Below are 20,414 nucleotides of genomic sequence, written 5' to 3' on the forward strand. Positions count from 1 at the left end.
ATCAAGGCCGTCTGAAACCATTTATCAGGTTTCAGACGGCCTTGATTGCATTTAAATTAGCCAATACGGCTGTATGTTCAGACGGCCTCAAATAGATTCGCTTCCCGAATGTAAGGCCGTCTGAACTTTTTCTACCGATTGTTTATCCAACCTTGCTGCGGCCAAATTCAAGGTCGCCTGCGCCCATACGCGGTAAGCCGCCTGCTCTTCTGGTGTCATTGCCGCCAAGTGCGCCGCGACCGTGCTGTCGTCGCCGCGTACAATCGGGCCGGTCAGGGCTTGCAATGGGGGCAGCTTGCCCAAATTATTAATACTCTGCTGCATTAAGTTGCCGACCAAGCGGCGTGATAAGGTTTCCTGCAGTGCTAAAGGCGTAAGCAGGTCTTGGGCAAACGCGGCCAAGGTGACGCTGAAATTGGAAGCCGCCGACAAAGCCGCATGGTAACGTGCTTTATATTCAGACGGCAGCGCAAACGCAGTTAAACCCAACGCCTCGGCCAATTGTTGCAAAATCTCGACAGCTTGCGCCTGCTCCGCTTCGATGGCGCACAAATTTCCAGCCAGATTGGCTACCGAGTGTTCGACATCGGCAAAAGCAAACACCGGATGCAGGCTGCCCGCCAACGCATCATGCGTCGTAACCGCTTGTAAAACCTGTATGGTTTTGGCGCCGCTCAAGTGCAGCACCACGGTTTGCGGCGTCAATTCCACCTCGCAGGCAAGGCGTTCGGCGGTGGCTTCGATGGCATTGTCCGGCGTGGCGATGATCACCACGTCCGCCGGCGGCAAATTGGCCATATCTGCCAAAACCGTTGCGCCAAAAGCATTCGACGGCAGGCTGCGGCTGACGATATGGGAAAGCTGCCACTCGGGATGACGGCTCAATAAAGTGGCAAAAGTTTGTCCGACGCGACCTGCGCCTACGATATGGAATATTTTTTTCATTTCAGACGGCCTAAACGGATTGAATAGCTTAGATTAACACGGTAAACTTACACCATTAAATTTTTTTATTGTTTACTCACTATGAAACCCGCGTTTGACGTTAAGTCGGCACGATTGGATGTGTTGGCTATTCATCTGCACACCGCAGATTTGACTGAACTGGAAGAGTTTCTACGCCAGCGTACCGGCCAATACCAAGGTCTGGAAATTGTACCGTTTGTTTTGGATATGCAGGATTTCGAACACCCGGAATCATTAGATTTGGCTGAGGTTATTTCGCTTTTTGCCCGCTACGGCATGCAGATTTTGGGTTTGCGCCACGACAATGAAGCATGGGCCGACTATGCCGCACGCTATCATTTGGTGTTCAGCCGTGGCGAAAAATCGGATACGCCGCAGCCGCCACAATTGCAACCGGCCGACATTCAAGCTGTGTCCACCACCGTCATCAGCAATCCGACCGTATTAATCAGCACCCCTGTGCGCACGGGTCAGCAAGTTTATGCGGAAAACGGCGACTTAATCGTCACTGGCATCGTCAGCCAAGGCGCGGAACTGATTGCCGATGGCAACATCCACATTTACGCCCCTATGCGCGGCCGTGCCTTGGCCGGTGCCAAAGGTGACACCAATGCACGCATTTTCATCCATTCCATGCAGGCCGAATTGGTTTCCGTGGCCGGCATTTACCGCAATTTCGAGCAGGATTTACCCGAACACCTGCACAAACGCGCGGTGCAAGTTTCATTGCAAGACAACCGCTTGGTTATCAGCGCAATCGACACCGAATAATGTTTTAAAATATTAAATTTGAGTATCTGAAAAGGAAATATCGTGGCAAAAATTATTGTGGTAACTTCAGGTAAAGGCGGCGTGGGCAAAACCACCACCAGCGCCAGTATTGCAACCGGTCTGGCCTTACGCGGCCACAAAACCGCCGTCATCGACTTCGACGTCGGCTTGCGTAACCTTGACTTGATTATGGGCTGCGAACGCCGCGTTGTGTACGACTTGATCAACGTGATCCAAGGCGAAGCCACACTGAACCAAGCCCTGATTAAAGACAAAAACTGCGAAAACCTGTTTATCCTGCCGGCTTCACAAACCCGCGACAAAGATGCCCTAAGCCGCGAAGGCGTAGCAAAAGTGATGGAAGAATTGGCCGGTAAAAAAATGGGCTTCGAATACATCATCTGCGACTCGCCTGCCGGTATCGAACAAGGTGCACTGATGGCCTTGTATTTTGCCGACGAAGCCATCATCACCACTAACCCTGAAGTATCAAGCGTGCGCGACTCTGACCGTATCTTGGGTATCTTGCAAAGCAAATCACGTAAAGCCGAACAAGGTGACACAGTCAAAGAGCATTTACTGATTACCCGCTACTCACCTGAGCGCGTGGAAAAAGGCGAAATGTTGTCGGTACAAGACATTTGCGACATTTTGCGCATTCCGTTGTTAGGCGTGATTCCTGAGTCACAAAACGTGCTACAGGCTTCCAATGCCGGCGAACCGGTGATTCACCAAAACAGCGCGGCAGCTGCTGAAGCCTATAAAGACGTGATTGCCCGTCTGCTGGGTGAAAATCGCGAAATGCGTTTCCTCGAAGCAGAGAAAAAAGGCTTCTTCAAACGCTTGTTCGGAGGTTAAGCCATGTCTTTGTTAGATATCCTGTTTGGCCGAAAGCCGAAAACCGCCGAAGTAGCACGCGACCGTCTGCAAATCATCATTGCGCAAGAGCGTGCCAATGAAAACGGTAACAGTGCGCCGGATTATCTGCCGACGCTGCGTAAAGAGCTGCTGGAAGTGCTGTCTAAGTATGTGAACGTATCTTTAGACGATATCCGCATTTCCCAAGAGAAACAAGACGGCTTGGACGTTCTTGAACTGAACATCACCCTGCCTGAACAAAAAAAGGCCGCTGAATGACTTTAACCGAATTGCGTTATATCGTCGCCGTTGCCCAAGAGCGCCATTTCGGCCGCGCAGCGCGACGCTGCTTTGTCAGCCAGCCTACCCTTTCCATTGCGATTAAAAAGCTGGAAGAAGAGTTGTCGGTTTCGCTGTTTGACCGCAGCAGCAACGACATCATCACCACCGAAGCGGGCGAACGCATCGTTGCCCAAGCCCGCCGCGTGTTGGAAGAAGCCGATTTAATCAAGCATTTGGCCAACGAAGAGCAAAACGAATTGGAAGGCGCATTCAAGTTGGGCCTGATTTTCACCGTGGCCCCTTATTTGTTGCCGAAGCTGATTGTTTCACTGCGCGACACCGCGCCGAAAATGCCGCTGATGCTCGAAGAAAACTACACCTACACGCTGACCGAATCGCTCAAACGCGGCGATTTGGATGCCATCGTGGTGGCGGAACCTTTCCAAGAGCCGGGCATTGTGACCGAGCCGTTGTATGACGAACCATTCTTCGTGATTGTGCCCAAAGGCCATCCGTTTGAAGAACTGGATGCCATCACCCCGAGCATGTTGGCCGAAGAACAAGTCTTACTCTTAACCGAAGGCAACTGTATGCGCGACCAAGTGTTGTCGAGCTGCTCGGAATTGGCTGCCAAGCAAAAAATCCAAGGTTTGACCAATACCTTGCAAGGCAGCTCCATCAACACCATCCGCCACATGGTTGCCAGCGGCTTGGCCATCAGCGTGATGCCAGCTACTGCCCTGACGGAAAACGATCATTTATTGTTCAGCATCATTCCGTTTGAAGGCACGGCACCCAACCGCCGCGTGGTATTGGCCTACCGTCGCAATTTCGTGCGCCCAAAAGCATTAACTGCTTTGCGCGCCGCGATTTTGAATTCGCAATTAAACGGTGTGTCGTTTGTGAAAGATTAAATGAGTTGATTAATAAAAGGCCGTCTGAAATTCAGACGGCCTTTTATTATCTTCAACCGCATTCCCGATTGAATCGACTATACATTGGATGTTTGGCGGCGCATCGCTTTATCTCAGATACTGATGAGAATAAACGACTGACTTCGCCTTAAGCTTTCCCAACAACCTATCACAAAGGCCGTCTGAAACGTTTCAGACGGCCTTTGCTTATTCTTCTTACCAAATATCCGATTTAACTTTGCGTTTCAAACCCGGATGTTCCGACAACTTGAATTCAGGCTCTTTGCCCATTTTCAATTTGACGGTGTAGTCTTTCAACAGCAGGAACACCAGCGGCGACAACAGCAAAATCGCAATCAAGTTAATCCATGCCATTGTGCCCATTGCCATATCGGCCATGTCCCACACCAGCGGCACACTCTGCACCGCGCCGAAATACACCATGCCCAGCACGCCCATGCGGAACACAGCCATAATCAGCCAATTGCTCTTGATAAATTGCACATTGGATTCGGCATAAGCGTAGTTGCCGATGATGGTCGAAAAGGCAAACATAAACAGAATCACGGCCAAGAAATCCGCGCCCCAGTCGCCCACTTGCGCCACAATCGCCGCTTGGGTGAGCTGCACGCCGCTCAAATCGCCGCCATGCACATCCGACACCAACACCACAAACGCAGTGCACGAACACACGATAATGGTATCAACAAACACGCCCAGCATCTGAATCATGCCTTGCGACACCGGATGTTTTACTTCCGCCGCAGCGGCCGCATTCGGTGCCGAACCCTGACCTGCTTCGTTGGAATACAGTCCCCGTTTGATACCCATCATCATGGTTTGCGAAATCAGGCCACCGAGCAAACCGCCACCGGCCGCATCGACTTTAAACGCATCAGCAAAAATCATGCTGAAGACTTGCGGAATCATGTTCAGATTGCTAAACACGATATACAGCGCCAGCAGCAGATACAATACCGCCATCAGCGGCACAATTGCTTCAGCCAGCTTCGCCACGCGGCGGATGCCACCGAAAATCACCGGTGCGGTGAGAATCACCAAGGCCACGCCGGTCACGTGTTTGTTCCAACCCCATGCCACTTCGGTCGCCGCCACAATGGTATTGGATTGCACCGCTTCATACACGAAGCCGAAACAGAAAATCAGGCTCAAGGCAAACAACACGCCCAACCAACGCTGACCCAAACCCTGCGTAATGTAATATGCCGGACCGCCGCGGAAATGATGGTTGTCGTAATCGCGGATTTTAAACAGCTGCGCCAAAGACGATTCGGCAAAGGCCGAACTCATGCCGATTAAGGCGACTATCCACATCCAAAATACCGCGCCCGGACCGCCGACACTGATGGCAATCGCCACACCGGCAATATTGCCCACGCCCACGCGGCTGGCCAAACCGGTCACAAACGCTTGAAACGGCGTAATCCCATGCGGATCGCTACCTTGCTTGCGGCCGCCTAGCATTTCTTTTACGCTGCGGCCAAACAGTCTGAATTGGACAAAACCGGTCGCTACGGTAAAAAACAAACCCGCGCCCAGCAATAAGAAAATCAGGCCGTTCCACAGCGGGCCGTTGATGGCATTCACCCATTGGTGTAAAGATTCGGTCATAGTCACCTTTCAAAATCAAAAACGGTTTCAGACGGCCTGTTCAATCAGGCCGTCTGAATTGTAAACGATTGTAGCAGATTGTTGATATTTGTGTAAGCGCCTGTTTAAATGGTTGTATTTTCAGAAATGCCAACATCTTTACTGCAGCCGTACACCATCATTCACAAGAAAAAGCCGTCTGAACGTTTCAGACGGCCTTGAAAATAACGTTTTATTCCGGACGCATTTGTGGGAACAAAATCACATCACGGATGGTTTGTGCATCGGTCAGCAGCATCACCAAACGGTCGATGCCGATACCGCAACCACCGGTCGGCGGCAAACCGTATTCCATCGCGCGGATGTAGTCGGCATCGTAATGCATGGCTTCATCGTCGCCGGCATCTTTTTGTGCCACTTGCGATTTGAAGCGGTTTGCTTGGTCTTCCGGATCGTTCAACTCAGAATAGCCGTTGGCCAATTCGCGGCCGACCACAAACAATTCAAAACGCTCGGTCAAACCCGGTTTGCTGTCGGAGGCGCGTGCCAATGGCGACACTTCGACCGGATAATCCACGATGAAGGTCGGGTTCCACAATTTGCTCTCGGCGCAACCTTCAAACAACGCCAATTGCAGGCTGCCAATGCCCGGTGAAGGCGGCAGGCTCTCGCCGTGTTTGACAATTTCTTTTTTCAGCCATTCGGCATCGTTCAACTGCTCGTCGGTGTAGTGCGGGTTGTATTTTTTAATCGCACCTAAAATTGTCAAACGCTCAAACGGGCTTTCCAAATCGACTTCTTTGCCGTTGTAGCTGATTTTGGCGGTGCCGTTAACTGTTACCGATGCGCTGCGGATGATGTCTTCCGCCATTTGCATCATGCGTTCGTAATCGGAAAACGCTTCGTAGAACTCAATCATGGTGAATTCAGGATTGTGGCGCACCGACATACCTTCGTTACGGAAGCTGCGGTTAATTTCAAACACACGCTCCAAACCGCCAACCACCAAGCGTTTCAGATACAATTCCGGCGCGATACGCAGATACAGCGGAATATCCAAGGCATTGTGATGGGTCACAAACGGTTTGGCCGTGGCGCCGCCCGGAATCGGGTGCATCATCGGCGTTTCCACTTCCAAATACTGCTCGCCCACCATGAAATTGCGTACTGATTGGATAATCTGGCTGCGTTTGATGAAGGTTTGGCGCGATTCTTCATTGGCAATCAAATCAACATAACGCTGGCGGTATTTGGTTTCTTGGTCAGACAAGCCTTTGTGTTTGTCCGGCAGCGGACGCAGCGATTTGCTCAGTAAATGAATCGCCGACACGCGCACGGTCAATTCGCCGTGGTTGGTTTTGAACAACGTGCCTTCCGCGCCGACAATGTCGCCCATGTCCCAATGTTTGAAATCATCGTGCGCCGCTTCGCCTACGCCTTGATTGTTGATATACAGCTGGATTTGACCACTGGCATCTTGAATGGTGGCAAAGCTGGCTTTACCCATCGCGCGCTTGAGCATCATGCGGCCGGCAATTTTCACCGGCACGGCTTGCGGATCAAGCTCTTCTTTGCTCAAGGCATCGTATTGGTTGTGCAAATCGGCGGCAAAGCTGTCGCGTTTGAAATCGTTGGGATAGGCATTGCGTACTTTGCGGATGTCGTTGAGTTTCTCGCGGCGCAAGGCCATGATTTGGTTTTCGTCAAGTTGCGGCTCGACAGACGGATTGTGCTGTTCGCTCATGGTGTTTTCCAAAAATAAAGACAGGCCGCAGATTCAGACGGCCTTTTGAGAAGATAATAAAATTGCGCATATTTTACGCGAAACCGCTTGTTTTATCTAGTAAAGGCCGTCTGAAATCGCACACAACCTTTTGCAACAAGCGTAAAAAAACCTGCTTATTGCTAAGCAGGTTTTCTTTATCTGGTGGGTCGTGAAGGATTCGAACCTTCGACCAACGGATTAAAAGTCCGCTGCTCTACCGACTGAGCTAACGACCCGATAAGCTGCGTATTATAGAGACCGGATTTTTTACTGTCAACACTTTTTTGAAAAAATTTTTATTTCAGGCATTTTTGATTGAAATAAAGCTGTCGCAATGCATACGCTGTGCTATGATTTTCCATCGGCTCAAAACCGATACGTTGATAATGAAAGGACAAAATATGAAAAAATTTCTGATTGCTGCGATGATGGTAGCCGGTTTGGCCGCTTGTTCACAAGAAGCCAAACAAGAATCTAAAGAAGCGGCTCAAGCCGTAGCCTCTGATGCCAAAGGTGCTGCAAACGATGCAGCTGCTGCGGTAAAAGAAGCCACTGATAACGCCGCTTCTGCCATGACTGATGCCAAAAACGATGCCAAAGATGCGGCAAACGATGCGGCTGACGTAGCCAAAGAAGCAGCGGCTGATGCCAAAGATGCGGCTGAAAATGCCGTTGAAGCAGCGAAAGACGCGGCTCAAGAAGCCAAAGACGCAGCCACTAAATAATTTTAGTATCCTGCCGCAAAAAGGCCGCCTGAATATTCAGACGGCCTGAGACCTTTGTAAAACCCTAGATTTGAGCACAGTTCAAAGTTGCAGCAGCGCAGAAAGCGAAGACATATCATCAAGATAGGCAAGCTTTCGAGCAGCGCACAACGAAGAAATGTGCCAAAGATAGGGATTTTGCAAAGGTCTCATCTTTTTTTTCATCTTGTTGTCACCACACCCAATAAAACATCGCTTTGGCAAAAAACACAATCAGCAGCATATGGGTAAACACCACAACATGAATATATTTCGACCAACCCACGGTTAAGGTGCCGCGCGCCATTTTGACCACGGCGATGGCAAAATGCAGCAACACGCTAAATGCCAGCAATACCTTGAGAAACAGCATCGTACCGAAAGACGATGCAAACGGCTGATGAAACACCGGCACATAGCGTTCAAACACCATCACCAAGCCCGATAAAAACAACACAATCACCACCGGCGGCATCACCCGCACGGCGCGATACGACATCGCTTTTTCCACTTCGCGCCGCGCCTCGCGCGATACGCGCTTGGTGTGCATAACCGACAACACCAGCATTTCAAAAAAAACGCCGCCGACAAAAGCAATCGCACAAAATAAATGCACAATGTGTGCCACCGCATAAATACTCATCGCTGATTCTCTATTCATTCTTCTAAAATTGCCGCCATAGTGTACACCCGCTGTAAAAGAAGTGCCACGCATAAAAAAATTTTCTTAGTTTAAAGAGTCTTTACTTTTATAAGATATTATTAAACCAAGTTTGTGCCATACTAGCCAAACAACACCGAACAACAAGAATCCTTTTGGATTGGAGACTTTTATGAAATCAATGATCACCAAAACCGTTGCCCTGATTGCCGTTGCCGCTTCTTTGAGCGCATGTGCCGGCATGTCAACTTCTCAACGCAATACCGCAACCGGCGCTGTTGTCGGCGGTGTAGCAGGTAACCTGTTGGGCGGCGATACAGCTTCTACTTTGGGCGGTGCAGCCTTGGGGGGGGGTAATCGGCAGCCAAGTAAACCGTTAATCCGGCCAAACAATAAAGGCCGTCTGAAACCTTAACTCCAGTTGGTTTCAGACGGCCTTTTCTTATGTGGAAAAACTTATTTGCCCACAATCACCGGCGTAGTTTCTTGTGCATCGTCTTTCTTAAAGCGCAGCACTTCTTTTTTCAAAATCATTTTGCCGATTTCATAAGCCATGCGCTCGCTCGCGCCGCGGTGTGCCGACACAAACGCTTCGGCATTGCCGCTAAACCGGTTGCTCACTTCTGCATCATTCAAACAGGTTTCAGCGGCTTGCAACCACTCTTCTGCACTCTTAATCTGTTGCGCCGCACCGGCTTTAACCGCCAAATCACACGCGGCAGCAAAATTATAAGTGGACGGACCAAACAAAGTCGGCACGCCGCAAGCAATCGGCTCGATGATGTTTTGACAGCCGGTATCGACCAAACTGCCGCCGACAAACGCCACATTTGCGCTCAAATAATAGGCAAACAATTCGCCCATGCTGTCACCAATCCACACTTGCGTTTGCGGCGACACCAAGTCATTGTCGCTGCGTTTTTGTACCGTAAAGCCTAAACTGGCAGCAGTATCAAAGGCCGTCTGAAAACGCTCGGGATGGCGCGGCACAATCACTAATAAAGCATCGCCTTGATAGCGCTGCCATGCTTTCAATAATAACTCCGCTTCATCGGTGCCTTTGTGCGCACGGGTACTGGCACACAACACCACCGGCCGGTTGCCGATGCGTTCCTTAAATGCTGCCGCCAACGAGCGCATGCCTTCCGGCGGGGTGATATCGTATTTGGTGTTGCCGCAGACATGCACATTCGACGCGCCGATTAAATGCAGGCGCTCGGCATCGGCGGCGGTTTGGGCAAAGCAGCCACACAAAGTTTGCATGGCAGGTGCGACCAAGCGGCGGATTTTCAAATAGCCGTTTTGCGATTTTTCCGACAAGCGCGCGTTCGCCAAAAACAGCGGCACGCCCTCTTCGGCACAACCGTAAATCAAATTCGGCCAGATTTCGGTTTCCATCAACACACCGAACCGCGGCTTGTGTTCGCGCAAAAATTGCTCAATCCACTCCGGCTTGTCATAAGGCAGATAACGGCATTGCGCATCGGGGAACAATTCTTCAGCGGCGGCGCGGCCGGTCGGCGTCATCTGCGTCAGCAACAGCGGCGCATCGGCAAAATAACGGCGCAAGGCAGTAATCAAGGGCTGCACGGCGCGGGTTTCACCCACCGACACGGCGTGAATCCAAATCGGCTGTTGCACCGGATTGTGCAAAGGCGCGCCGAAACGTTCGTCCCAGTTATCCAAATAAGCAGGCGATTTGTCGGCACGTTTTTTTAGGTAGCGGCGGATCAGCGGCGGCACTGTTTTCCAAAGTTGTGTGTAAAGCCAACGGTTTATCATGCTATTTCTACTTTGTGGTTGTCGTTATTTAGTCAATATTCTAGCTTATTTAATCGCAAACGGAAAACAAAAGCCGTCTGAAAACATGAATCATCGGCTTTCAGACGGCCTTGTGGATAAGCTGACATTAACAGATTATTGTTTTAGTGAAAGTGCATCATCCTACAATAGCGCACCCGTTTTTTGATGACAAACTCAAATTTATTTTCAGACGGCCTGCTCTTCCGAAACTTCGCCTGCCCTACGCTCCAGCAAATAAGTGCGCAAACGTTGCAACTCATAGCCATCGAGCCAGCGGCGGCGGGTGCGCTGCAACAAAATCACCAAGCCGGAAACTTCGTTGCGGGTATTGGCACCGAGCCATAAAAAACCCTGCCAATCAAACGGCAAATGCTGCGCCAGCTTTTCCAATTCGGGATTCGGGCCGTTGTCAAAACGAATGCGGCGCGCGTAGTGGCCTTTAATCAGGCGCACGGTCAAACGCAATTCGCGCTGCAATTGGGCAAACTGGCGGCTGATGAGCTTGGCTTCCGCTTCGCTGATTTCCGGCTGCTGCAGCTTGGCCGAAGTGGTGAGCAGCAATTCGGTGCTGTTGACGATTTTGCGGTGCGCCAACTGCATCGACTCCATCATCGGTTTGCTGATATGGCTCTCACCCGACATGGCATCGAGATGGCTGCGGCTTTTCACCAAAAGCGCATTAATTTGCTTCATTTGGGCGCGGTTTTGCGCCAAACGTTCGCGCGTCATGCGTTGGCCGTTGCTCACTTCAGCGATGATGCGGCTGCATTCGGTTAAATTGTCTGCCAGCATAAAACGCCACATCAAAGTCGAGCGCAAAGGCAATAATTTAGCCGCACCAATCGCAATCAGCGCGCCAATCAACACGTTCAACGCACGGGTCACGCCGCTGTCGAGCCAATCCATACTGCTGTCGCCAATCAGCATACACATGGTCAAGCCGACCAGCATCGGCATGTAGCCGTTTTTACCGACCGCCGCCCAGCCCGACAACGCGCTCAACACGCCCACCGCCACATAAAACAAAATGCCGCCGTGAAAATAATGCTGGTTCAACCACAACACACTCAAGCCCACGCCCAAACCGATGGCCGTGCCGAGCATCCGTTCCACCGCCTTGGAATAAATCGCGCCCTGAAACTGCAACATACCCAACACGATGAACACCGTCATACCGATCCATTCTCCGTGCTCGACCTGCGGCAGACGCGCCAACAGCGTGGCAAACACCACCGCCAAGCCCAAACGCACGGCATGAATCAGGCGGCGGTAGCGGTAGCGTTCGTAAGAATTGAGCCAGCTTTCAACAAAGTGCGTACGCTCGGGCATCCGGCGGCGAGAAAAGGCGGAAGTTTTGAAGAAAGACGGTTTTTTGAATGTGAAGGAGCGCATAAATGTTGAGGTTTAAAGGGTTTATTGTTGTTAAAATAGAATCGTCTAGGCCGTCTGAAAAATATCGATTTTCGATCTTTTTATTTTCAGACGGCCTTTCTTAGTCGGCAATACGTTTCAAATCTCCACCATCGGCAGCGGATAGCCATGCCGATCAACATCAGCACGCGCCAGCCACGGCGCGTGAATCACGTCTTTGGGAAGATGGGCAAGCTCGGGCAGATGGCGGCGGATAAACGTGCCGTCGGGGTCGAATTGTTGTGCGGCCACAGTCGGATGCGGCACGCGCGGTGTGTGCAGCGACAATAATCCGGCGGCAGTTTGCCAGTTGCCGAGATTGACGGCGGCATCATCGTCCAACTGATTTTGCGCAAACCAACGCGCGCCGTGCTGCCAAGGTTGCTGCAAGGTCACGCACCAAAACTGCGCCACCACCCGCCGCAACACCGGCGGCAACCAGCCGCTGCGCTGCAAACAACGCATGGCGGCATCGATGAGCGGGAAACCGGTTTCGCCTTGTGTCCAACGGCGGAAAAAATCGGCGTTGACGGCAATGTCATCATCCATTTGCTGCGCCGCTTCGGGATGATGGAACATCCATTGCTGGTAAAAATCACGCCGAATCAGGTTTTCCAACCAATCATGCGCACCGCGTGCAGCGGCTTCAACGGCCAACATACGCGGCGAAATGCAACCGGCGGACAAATACGCACCCAATTGCGACGTGGCTTTTTTGGCAGGAAAATCTTTCAGTAAAGGATACACGCCCAATTGCGGCGCAAACTGCTGCCATTGCCGCCACGCCGCCTGTTCACCGCCTTGCTGCATCAATGCGATCGGTTCCATTTCTGGAAACGGGGGCAAATCGGCAAAGGCCGTCTGAAACGGAATTTTGGGCTGTTCAGACGGCCTTTGTTCCGTAAACTGCTGCGCAAAAGCGTGCAACCACGCCTGTTTATACGGGGCAAATTCCAGATACGGGCGGCCGTGTTCGCTCATGATGTCGGCCTTGGCAAAGACGGTGCGGTCGTTAAAACGCTCAAAGGCAATGCCTTGTGCGTCCAGCAGCCGCCAAATGCGGTTGTCGCGCTCAATTTCAGACGGCGTGTAGGCTTCGTCGACCAACACATATTGCGCGTTCAACCGCGTGGCCAAATCCAGCATGGCTTCCGCCACATCGCCCTGCACGGCAAACAGCGGCACACCCTTTTCTGCCAAGGCCGCCGACAATTCCGCTGCTGCCTGATGATGAAACGCCGCTTGGCGCGGATTCACACTTTCAGACGGTCGCTGCAAAACATACGCCGCCGTAAGCGGCAAGCCACGCATCACAGCGTGTTGCAGCACGGCATTGTCGGACAGACGTAAATTGCGGCGAAACCAAATCAAGGTGATTTTTTGCATAGCTTAGGCCGTCTGAAATCAAGAAAATTAATTTTAGCAGAATTCAGTTTTATTGAATAATATATTGATTTAGCGAAATAAAAGGCCGTCTGAAAGGCACGCAATCTATACCTTTCAGACGGCCTTTAATATTTCCTACCGGCGCAAAGCCATATTGTCGCGGTGAATCAACTCTTCTTCCTGCGCGTAACCGAGTTTGTCATGGATATGATGCGAATCGGTTTGCAGGATTCTGGCGGTTTCATCGCTGCTGTAATTGATTAAGCCGCGGGCGATTTCTTGGCCGTTTTGATCGACCACGGCCACCAGTTCGCCACGATGGAAATGGCCGTCCACACCGATACAACCCACCGGCAGCAGGCTGGCGTGTTTTTCGGCCACGGCTCGCGCGGCGCCACTGTCGACGGTGATTCTACCGGCGATTTGGATATGGCCGAGCAGCCATTGTTTGCGGGCGGCAACGCGGCTGTGGGTGCTGGTGAACAGCGTGCCGATGGATTCGCCTTGTTGCAGGCGCACCAGCACATTCGGCTCGCGGCCGCTGGCGACCACGGTGGCTGCACCGCTCAAGGCTGCGCGTTTGGCGGCGGTCACTTTGGTGTACATGCCGCCGGTGCCGACGCTGCTGCCTGCGCCGCCGGCCATGGCTTCAAGTTCGGGATGGTCGGCTTCGATTTGGTGGATAAACTTGGCGTGCGGATTTTTGCGCGGGTCGCTGTCGTATAAGCCGCTTTGGTCGGTGAGAATCACCAGCGCATCGGCATCAACCAAGTTGGTCACCAGCGCGCCCAAGGTGTCGTTGTCGCCGAGTTTGATTTCGTGGGTGGTGACGGTGTCGTTTTCATTGATAATCGGCACCATGCCTTTTTCAACCAAGGTCAGCAAGGTGCTGCGGGCGTTGAGATAGCGGGTGCGGTTGCTTAAGTCTTCATGCGTAAGCAAGATTTGTGCGGTTTGGATGCCGTGGTAGGCAAAGGCGTATTCGTAAGCCTGCGCAATACCCATCTGCCCGACCGCCGCCGCCGCTTGCAATTCGTTAATGGCGGTAGGCCGCTTCACCCAACCCAAACGCTTGATGCCCTCGGCAATCGCACCGCTGGAGACAAAAATCACCTGCACGCCTTTGGCTCTCAATTCGGCAATCTGCGTCGCCCAACGGTTGAGTGCGATTTGGTCGATGCCTTTACCCTCAGCGGTGACAAGGCTGGAGCCGACTTTGACAACAATGAGTTTGGCTTGCGACAGGTTTTGGATGGTCATGGTGGGTTCACTTCAGGCTAAGTTGTGCAATGGGTTTAGGTGGCTGAAAAAATATCGGGGGCTGTATGTTTAAGTTTTCCCCCTCTCCCTAGCCCTCCCCCTCATGGGGAGGGGACAGGTTGCAGGAGCGGGGCGGTTTCAGACGGCCTTTTACAATATGGTAAACAGGCCGTCTGAAACATTATTGAACGTTGCGCGCGTTCCAAAAATAACGCCACACGAAACAAGGGAACGCGAAAATCAGATACAGGCACACGGTTACGGCGTAAAACTCCCATTCCTGTGGGTGTACAGCACCGGCGCGGGATTCGAGCAGATAAGCCAGCGCGGCGGTGATGCCGAAGCCGATAAAGAGCTCCAGCAGGTGATGGCCAAAATGCTTTTTGGCCACGGGAATCACGCCCAAGAGCTTATTGGTTAAAAAAGGTGCGTTGGCAAAAATCAGCGCCAACAGCAACAGGATATACATGGATACGGTCATTTTGGTCTTTCGGGTTTCAGACGGCCTATGATATTTTGAGGCCGTCTGAAAAAATCTTTTTGGTTTATGCGGAGTGTTGTCACTTGGGTTTAAGCCCAACGTTTTTCAGACGGCCTTAAAACATTATCAGGCCGAGACCTTTGCAAAACCTCAGATTTGAGTACAGTTCGCAGTTAGAGCAGCACAGAAAGCGCAGACATATCACATAGATAGGCAAGCTTTCGAGCAGCGCATAACGAAGAAATGTACCAAAGATGGGGCGTTTGCAAAGGTCTCAGGCCGTCTGAACAACACATCTGCTATCTTAACAAAAAACGGCAACCTTTTGCAGGTTGCCGTTACTTTTCTTCGTCGTTTACAAGGTATTATTCAAGGCCGCGGCGCACCAGTCGATGACGGTTTGCGGCATGATGCCCCACAGCAGCAACAGCAAGGCATTAACGGTCAGCACGAATTTCACCGCATAATTGCCGCCGACAGGTTGGTCGTGATCAGCTTCGTCGAAGTAAATGGTTTTCACCACACGCAGGTAGTAGAACGCGCCAATCAGACTCATGATCACGGCAAATACCGACAGACCGACATAGCCTTGCGACAACAGCGCCTTAATCACGGCAAATTTGGCGTAAAAGCCCATCAGCGGCGGAATACCGGCCATCGAGAACATACACAGCAGCATTAAAAACGAATACCACGCATGGCGTTGGTTCAGGCCGGCCAAGTCTTTGATGTCTTCGCATTCGATGGTTTCATTCGACAACACCATCAACACACCGAAACCGACCGCGCTCATCACGGCATAGGTAATCGCGTAATACAAGCCTGCCGCAAAGCCGACCGCGCCCGCCATAAACGCCAGCAGGATAAAGCCCATGTGCGAAATGGTCGAATAAGCCAACATGCGTTTGATGTTGGTTTGCATGATGGCGGCCAAATTGCCGACCAGTAGCGATGCCACTGCCAAAATCGCCAGCATTTGCGACCAGTCTTCAAATGTGGTGCCCAAACCGGTCACCAAAATGCGGAAAGCAAACACCACGGCGGCGATTTTCGGGGCGGTGCCGACAAAGGCAGTGACCGAAGTCGGCGCGCCGTGGTACACGTCCGGCACCCACATATGAAACGGCACGGCGCCGAGTTTGAACGCAATCGCCACCACGATAAACACCAAGCCTAATTTCAGCAGCCAATCGTTGGCTTCTTCGTTAAACGCCGTGGCCAATACGCTGGCAAATTCCAGCGAGCCGGTCGCGCCGTACACCATGGAAATGCCATACAGCAGCAAGCCCGAAGCCAAGGCGCCGAGCACGAAATATTTCAAGGCGGCTTCGGCGGAAGCGGCCGAATCGCGGCGCAGTGCAATCATGGCATACAGCGACAGCGACAGCAGTTCCAAACCGATATAGGCCGTCAGAAAATGACCGGCGCTAATCATCACGCTCATGCCCAACAGGGCAAACATCGACAGCGTGTAAAACTCGCCTTTAAACAGCGCGCGCGCCTGATTGTAAGGTTTGCTGTAAATAAACAGCCCCGCCGTCAAGCCATAGAGCGTGAGTTTGGCCAAACGCGACATACCGTCGGCGATATACATGCCGTGGAAAGAAGACGTGCTACCCTTTTCCCACACCGCCAATTGCACCAGCGTCACAATCACAATGCCGATCAAGCTCATGCTGTGGGTCAGAAAACGCTTGTCGTCACTGATCCACAAATCGGCCAGCAACACCACGCACAACACCGCCAGCAAAACGATTTCAGGCATGGCAGGAAGTAAATTCAAATCAGTCCAGTTCATTCACACACCTCAAATCTTGCTTTGCGCGACTTGCGTAATCAGGTCGTTGGCCGCCTGATGCACCACTTCGATAAAGGCTTGCGGATACAAACCCATGCCCAACACGGCCACCGCCAACACCGCCAATACGGCAAACTCGCGGCAGTTGATGTCTTTCATTTCGGCCACTTGCGGATTGTGAATCTCGCCGAAAATCACGCGTTTATACATCCATAAGGTGTAAGACGCACCGTAAATCAGCGTCAAGGCAGCGAGTGCGCCAATCCAGAAATTGGTTTCCACCGCGCCCATAATCACCATAAATTCACCGACAAAGCCGGAAGTGGCCGGCAAACCCGCATTCGCCATGCCAAACAGCATCATAAACGCGGCAAATTTCGGCATCACGTTCACCACGCCGCCATAATCGGCAATATTGCGCGTGTGCAGGCGGTCGTACATCACGCCGATACACATAAACATCGCCGCCGATACGAAACCGTGTGAAATCATCTGGATAATCGCACCCTTCAGCGCCCAATCGTTCAGACTGCCTTCCACAAACAAAAACATACCCAGCGTCACGAAACCCATGTGGCTGATGGAAGAATACGCCACCAACTTTTTCATGTCGGTCTGCACCAAAGCCACCATGCCGATGTAAATCACCGCAATCAGGCTCAACACAATCATCACCGGCGCAAAAAAGCGCGCGGCATCGGGCACAATCGGCAAAACAAAGCGCAAAAAGCCATACGCACCCAGCTTCAGCGTAATCGCCGCCAACACCATCGAACCGCCGGTCGGCGCCTCAACGTGGGCATCCGGCAACCAAGTATGCACCGGAAACATCGGCACTTTCACCGCAAACGATAGGAAAAATGCGCCGAACAGCAATTGCTGCACCGTCAGCGGAATCTGTTTGATGTTTTGCAATTCCACAATCGAAAAGCTGCCGCCCGCCTGATACGACAAATACACCAGCGCCACCAGCATCAGCAGCGAACCCATCAGCGTATAGAGAAACAGCTTCACCGACGCATACACGCGGCGCGGGCCGCCCCACACGCCGATAATCAGATACAGCGGAATCAGCATGCCTTCAAAAAACACATAAAACAACAACGCATCCTGCGCCGCAAACGCCCCGTTAATCAGGCCGCTCATGATGAGAAACGCCGCCATATACTGCGCCGTGCGCTTCTGAATCACTTCCCAACCGGCCACGACCACCATCAGCGTGATGAACGCGTTCAAAATGACAAACAGCACCGAAATCCCGTCCACACCCAGCGCGTAATTCACTTTCAAGAGCGGAATCCACTGATAAAACTCGGTGAACTGATAGCCGCCGCTCAAGCGGTCGAATCCGGTAAACAAGGGCAGCGTGACCAAGAAGCCGGCCAAAGCACCGACAAACGCGATGATACGCGCCAAGGGCGCACGCTTATCCTTGCCCGTGGCCAATACCAGCAAGCCCGCGGCAATCGGCACCCATATGGCCAGGCTGAGTAAGTGGTTGGAAAACATGTTTTTTTCCTGTGGTTTTTAGTTTAATTTAAACAGTTAAGGTTGTTATCTTGAGGCCGTCTGAAACCTACTACACAAACAAACGCCAGAAAGTCAGCCCCAGCAGCACCAACACGCCGAACACCATCGCAGCAGCATAGCTGTAGATAAAGCCGGTCTGCATTTTGCGCACTTGGGCGGCGACTGCACCCACCACTTTGGCGGAATTGTTGACAATACCGTTGTCGATAATCGCCACGTCGCCGACTTTCCAGAAGAACACCCCAAGCGCGCGGCTGCCTTTGGCAAACACGTTGTAGTAAATCGTATCGAGGAAGTATTTGTTGTCCAGCAGTTTGTAAATCGGACTGAATGTGGCGGCGATTTTGGCCGGCAAATGCGGCGCTTTGACATACAAAAACCATGCCGCCAACACGCCTGCAATTGCCAGATACAGCACCGGCGTTTGGAAGCTGTGCGCCACCATGCCCAATGCACCGTGGAAATGTTCGCCCATCACCTGCATGGTCGGATGCGCTTCGTGGTTGACGTAAATCACGTCTTTGAAGAAATCGCCATACAGCATAGGCTCAATCACGATATAACCAATCACCACCGACGGAATTGCCAGCAAAACCAGCGGCAAGGTTACCACCCACGGGCTTTCGTGTGGGTTGTCATTTTTGCCCAAACCGTGATGGTGTTCGTCGTGGCCGTCTGAATGATGGTGTTCAATTTCACGCCATTTTTCTTTGCCGTGGAACACCATAAAATATTGGCGGAACGCGTAAAACGCGGTCACAAACACGCTGGCCAGTACCGCAAAATAGGCAAAACCGCTGCCCGGAATGGTGCTGTATTTGGCCGCTTCGATAATCGAATCTTTGGAATAGAAGCCGGAGAAAAACGGCGTGCCGATCAAGGCCAAGTTGCCCAGCAACATGGTAATCCAAGTAATCGGCATGTATTTTTTCAGATTGCCCATGTGGCGCATGTCTTGGTCGTGGTGCATGCCGATAATCGCGCTGCCCGCCGCCAAGAACAACAAGGCTTTGAAAAACGCGTGCGTCATCACATGGAACATTGCCACCGAATAGGCCGACGCGCCCAAGGCCACGGTCATGTAGCCCAGTTGCGACAAGGTCGAATACGCCACCACGCGCTTGATGTCGTTTTGAATCGTGCCCAAAAAGCCCATAAACAGTGCCGTAATTGCACCGGTCACCATGATGAAGCTCAAGGCCATGGTGCTCAATTCATACATCGGCGACATGCGCGACACCATAAACAAGCCCGCCGTCACCATCGTGGCCGCGTGAATCAGCGCGGAAATCGGCGTCGGGCCTTCCATCGAATCGGGCAGCCACACATGCAGCGGAAACTGCGCCGATTTACCCATCGCACCGACAAACAGCAAAATACAGGTCACCGTCAGCAAGCTCCATTCCACACCGGGAAAAAGCTGAATCGTGGCCGTCTGAATCTGCGGCAGATAGGCAAACACATCTTGATAACGCAAGCTGCCGCCAAAATAAGCCAACACCAAACCGATGCCGAGCAAAAATCCGAAATCGCCGACACGGTTGACCAAAAAGGCTTTCAAGTTGGCAAAAATCGCGCTATCGCGTTTGAAATAGAAACCAATCAGCAGGTAAGACACCAAGCCCACCGCTTCCCAACCGAAGAAAAGCTGGATAAAGTTGTTCGACATCACCAGCATCAACATGCTGAAAGTAAACAGCGAAATATAGCTGAAAAAGCGTTGGTAGCCGACCTTTTCATCGTGCATATAGCCGATGGTGTAGATATGCACCATCAACGACACAAACGTCACCACCACCATCATCATCGCCGTCAGCGAATCGACCAAAAAGCCGACCGAAAAATCCAAGCCGCCCATGGTGAGCCAGGTATAGACATTCTCATCAAACTTCGCACGCGTGCCGCTGATAAAGCCCCACAACACATAGGCCGACAACAGCGCCGACACCGCCACGCCGAGAATCGTCACCGTATGCGCACCGGCACGGCCGATTTTGTTGCCGAACAAGCCGGCCAACAGGCTGCCTGCCAGCGGCAACAAGGCAATCATCAAATATAAAGTCATGTCGTTCATAGAAATGAACCTTTTAATTTAAAAAATGTTTCAGCTTTTCGTAGGTCGGATACTTGGTATCCGACATTGTCGATACAAACCAGTTTGTCAGATTCAAGAAT

General features: G+C 51.9%; 17 protein-coding genes, 1 tRNA gene and 1 pseudogene. 6 read left to right on the top strand and 13 right to left on the bottom strand.

Annotation, left to right across the window (positions count from 1 at the left end; all coding sequences use genetic code 11):
* Positions 1 to 87: 87 nt before the first annotated feature.
* The gene (locus tag GJV52_RS04870; protein WP_100562838.1) at positions 88 to 945 is read right to left on the bottom strand and encodes a Rossmann-like and DUF2520 domain-containing protein; all 858 of its coding nucleotides are present in this window, start codon (positions 943 to 945) and stop codon (positions 88 to 90) included.
* An 81-nt stretch (positions 946 to 1,026) separates the two neighbouring features.
* On the opposite strand from GJV52_RS04870, the gene minC reads away from it, so the two are divergent.
* From minC to GJV52_RS04890, 4 genes are read left to right on the top strand one after another with little or no spacing between them, the layout of a single operon-like run.
* Entirely contained in the window at positions 1,027 to 1,737 is a 711-nt protein-coding gene (minC, locus tag GJV52_RS04875; protein WP_095503069.1) for a septum site-determining protein MinC, read from the top strand.
* Positions 1,738 to 1,779: 42 nt separating this feature from the next.
* Positions 1,780 to 2,595, top strand: coding sequence for a septum site-determining protein MinD (gene minD / locus GJV52_RS04880; RefSeq protein WP_095503070.1), 816 nt, complete (start codon positions 1,780 to 1,782; stop codon positions 2,593 to 2,595).
* A 3-nt stretch (positions 2,596 to 2,598) separates the two neighbouring features.
* Positions 2,599 to 2,874, top strand: a complete 276-nt coding sequence (gene minE / locus GJV52_RS04885; RefSeq protein WP_095503071.1) for a cell division topological specificity factor MinE — start codon at positions 2,599 to 2,601, stop codon at positions 2,872 to 2,874.
* Positions 2,871 to 3,791 (top strand): hydrogen peroxide-inducible genes activator, encoded by a 921-nt coding sequence (locus GJV52_RS04890; protein WP_095503072.1) that lies wholly within the window; start codon positions 2,871 to 2,873, stop codon positions 3,789 to 3,791. Before minE ends, GJV52_RS04890 begins: the two co-directional genes overlap by 4 nt.
* A gap of 216 nt (positions 3,792 to 4,007) precedes the next feature.
* Here the strand turns inward: GJV52_RS04890 and GJV52_RS04895 are convergent, their stop codons facing one another.
* The 3 genes from GJV52_RS04895 to GJV52_RS04905 all read right to left on the bottom strand — a co-directional run bounded on the left by GJV52_RS04895 (position 4,008) and on the right by GJV52_RS04905 (position 7,403).
* A complete protein-coding gene (locus GJV52_RS04895; RefSeq protein ID WP_095503073.1) occupies positions 4,008 to 5,423 on the bottom strand; it encodes an alanine/glycine:cation symporter family protein in 1,416 nt (471 codons plus the stop codon).
* 211 nt (positions 5,424 to 5,634) lie between these two features.
* Entirely contained in the window at positions 5,635 to 7,146 is a 1,512-nt protein-coding gene (lysS, locus tag GJV52_RS04900) for a lysine--tRNA ligase (protein WP_095503082.1), read from the bottom strand.
* A gap of 181 nt (positions 7,147 to 7,327) precedes the next feature.
* Positions 7,328 to 7,403, bottom strand: a tRNA-Lys gene (locus GJV52_RS04905).
* A gap of 165 nt (positions 7,404 to 7,568) precedes the next feature.
* Here GJV52_RS04905 and GJV52_RS04910 point away from each other — a divergent pair.
* On the top strand, positions 7,569 to 7,892 hold the full coding sequence (locus GJV52_RS04910) for a hypothetical protein (protein WP_100562840.1): 324 nt from the start codon (positions 7,569 to 7,571) through the stop codon (positions 7,890 to 7,892).
* Between the two features lie 211 nt (positions 7,893 to 8,103).
* Here the strand turns inward: GJV52_RS04910 and GJV52_RS04915 are convergent, their stop codons facing one another.
* On the bottom strand, positions 8,104 to 8,553 hold the full coding sequence (locus GJV52_RS04915) for a CopD family copper resistance protein (protein WP_095503076.1): 450 nt from the start codon (positions 8,551 to 8,553) through the stop codon (positions 8,104 to 8,106).
* Between the two features lie 190 nt (positions 8,554 to 8,743).
* Between GJV52_RS04915 and GJV52_RS04920 the strand changes: the two are divergent.
* Positions 8,744 to 8,951 (top strand): annotated as a pseudogene (locus tag GJV52_RS04920) (glycine zipper 2TM domain-containing protein).
* Between the two features lie 76 nt (positions 8,952 to 9,027).
* On the opposite strand, the gene waaA reads toward GJV52_RS04920, so the two are convergent.
* From waaA to nuoL, 8 genes are all read right to left on the bottom strand, one after another.
* The gene (gene waaA, locus GJV52_RS04925; protein WP_095503078.1) at positions 9,028 to 10,353 is read right to left on the bottom strand and encodes a lipid IV(A) 3-deoxy-D-manno-octulosonic acid transferase; all 1,326 of its coding nucleotides are present in this window, start codon (positions 10,351 to 10,353) and stop codon (positions 9,028 to 9,030) included.
* Between the two features lie 207 nt (positions 10,354 to 10,560).
* A complete protein-coding gene (locus GJV52_RS04930; protein ID WP_100562880.1) occupies positions 10,561 to 11,703 on the bottom strand; it encodes an FUSC family protein in 1,143 nt (380 codons plus the stop codon).
* A 180-nt stretch (positions 11,704 to 11,883) separates the two neighbouring features.
* Complete coding sequence (locus tag GJV52_RS04935; RefSeq protein ID WP_095503079.1) at positions 11,884 to 13,170, bottom strand: FAD-binding domain-containing protein; 1,287 nt, start codon at positions 13,168 to 13,170, stop codon at positions 11,884 to 11,886.
* A 135-nt stretch (positions 13,171 to 13,305) separates the two neighbouring features.
* On the bottom strand, positions 13,306 to 14,430 hold the full coding sequence (gene proB / locus GJV52_RS04940; protein WP_100562842.1) for a glutamate 5-kinase: 1,125 nt from the start codon (positions 14,428 to 14,430) through the stop codon (positions 13,306 to 13,308).
* A gap of 181 nt (positions 14,431 to 14,611) precedes the next feature.
* Positions 14,612 to 14,911: a DUF2818 family protein gene (locus GJV52_RS04945; protein WP_095503499.1), complete on the bottom strand. Its 300-nt coding sequence runs from the start codon at positions 14,909 to 14,911 to the stop codon at positions 14,612 to 14,614.
* Between the two features lie 355 nt (positions 14,912 to 15,266).
* Positions 15,267 to 16,709, bottom strand: a complete 1,443-nt coding sequence (gene nuoN, locus GJV52_RS04950) for an NADH-quinone oxidoreductase subunit NuoN (protein WP_095503500.1) — start codon at positions 16,707 to 16,709, stop codon at positions 15,267 to 15,269.
* Between the two features lie 9 nt (positions 16,710 to 16,718).
* Positions 16,719 to 18,218, bottom strand: a complete 1,500-nt coding sequence (locus tag GJV52_RS04955) for an NADH-quinone oxidoreductase subunit M (protein WP_095503501.1) — start codon at positions 18,216 to 18,218, stop codon at positions 16,719 to 16,721.
* Positions 18,219 to 18,288: 70 nt separating this feature from the next.
* Positions 18,289 to 20,313: an NADH-quinone oxidoreductase subunit L gene (gene nuoL / locus GJV52_RS04960; RefSeq protein WP_100562844.1), complete on the bottom strand. Its 2,025-nt coding sequence runs from the start codon at positions 20,311 to 20,313 to the stop codon at positions 18,289 to 18,291.
* Positions 20,314 to 20,414: the final 101 nt, after the last annotated feature.

This window comes from Neisseria brasiliensis, assembly GCF_009671065.1.
GTDB lineage: Bacteria > Pseudomonadota > Gammaproteobacteria > Burkholderiales > Neisseriaceae > Neisseria > Neisseria brasiliensis.

Excerpts from the sequence above, each read along its gene's own strand:
- GJV52_RS04890 (WP_095503072.1), top strand. The coding sequence starts at position 2,871 with ATGACTTTAACCGAATTGCGTTATATCGTCGCCGTTGCCCAAGAGCGC.
- minC (WP_095503069.1), top strand. The coding sequence starts at position 1,027 with ATGAAACCCGCGTTTGACGTTAAGTCGGCACGATTGGATGTGTTGGCT.
- minE (WP_095503071.1), top strand. The coding sequence starts at position 2,599 with ATGTCTTTGTTAGATATCCTGTTTGGCCGAAAGCCGAAAACCGCCGAA.
- GJV52_RS04915 (WP_095503076.1), bottom strand. The coding sequence starts at position 8,553 with ATGAGTATTTATGCGGTGGCACACATTGTGCATTTATTTTGTGCGATT.
- lysS (WP_095503082.1), bottom strand. The coding sequence starts at position 7,146 with ATGAGCGAACAGCACAATCCGTCTGTCGAGCCGCAACTTGACGAAAAC.
- proB (WP_100562842.1), bottom strand. The coding sequence starts at position 14,430 with ATGACCATCCAAAACCTGTCGCAAGCCAAACTCATTGTTGTCAAAGTC.
- GJV52_RS04935 (WP_095503079.1), bottom strand. The coding sequence starts at position 13,170 with ATGCAAAAAATCACCTTGATTTGGTTTCGCCGCAATTTACGTCTGTCC.
- GJV52_RS04945 (WP_095503499.1), bottom strand. The coding sequence starts at position 14,911 with ATGACCGTATCCATGTATATCCTGTTGCTGTTGGCGCTGATTTTTGCC.
- GJV52_RS04930 (WP_100562880.1), bottom strand. The coding sequence starts at position 11,703 with ATGCCCGAGCGTACGCACTTTGTTGAAAGCTGGCTCAATTCTTACGAA.
- nuoN (WP_095503500.1), bottom strand. The coding sequence starts at position 16,709 with ATGAACTGGACTGATTTGAATTTACTTCCTGCCATGCCTGAAATCGTT.
- GJV52_RS04895 (WP_095503073.1), bottom strand. The coding sequence starts at position 5,423 with ATGACCGAATCTTTACACCAATGGGTGAATGCCATCAACGGCCCGCTG.
- GJV52_RS04955 (WP_095503501.1), bottom strand. The coding sequence starts at position 18,218 with ATGTTTTCCAACCACTTACTCAGCCTGGCCATATGGGTGCCGATTGCC.
- GJV52_RS04910 (WP_100562840.1), top strand. The coding sequence starts at position 7,569 with ATGAAAAAATTTCTGATTGCTGCGATGATGGTAGCCGGTTTGGCCGCT.
- nuoL (WP_100562844.1), bottom strand. The coding sequence starts at position 20,313 with ATGAACGACATGACTTTATATTTGATGATTGCCTTGTTGCCGCTGGCA.
- GJV52_RS04870 (WP_100562838.1), bottom strand. The coding sequence starts at position 945 with ATGAAAAAAATATTCCATATCGTAGGCGCAGGTCGCGTCGGACAAACT.
- waaA (WP_095503078.1), bottom strand. The coding sequence starts at position 10,353 with ATGATAAACCGTTGGCTTTACACACAACTTTGGAAAACAGTGCCGCCG.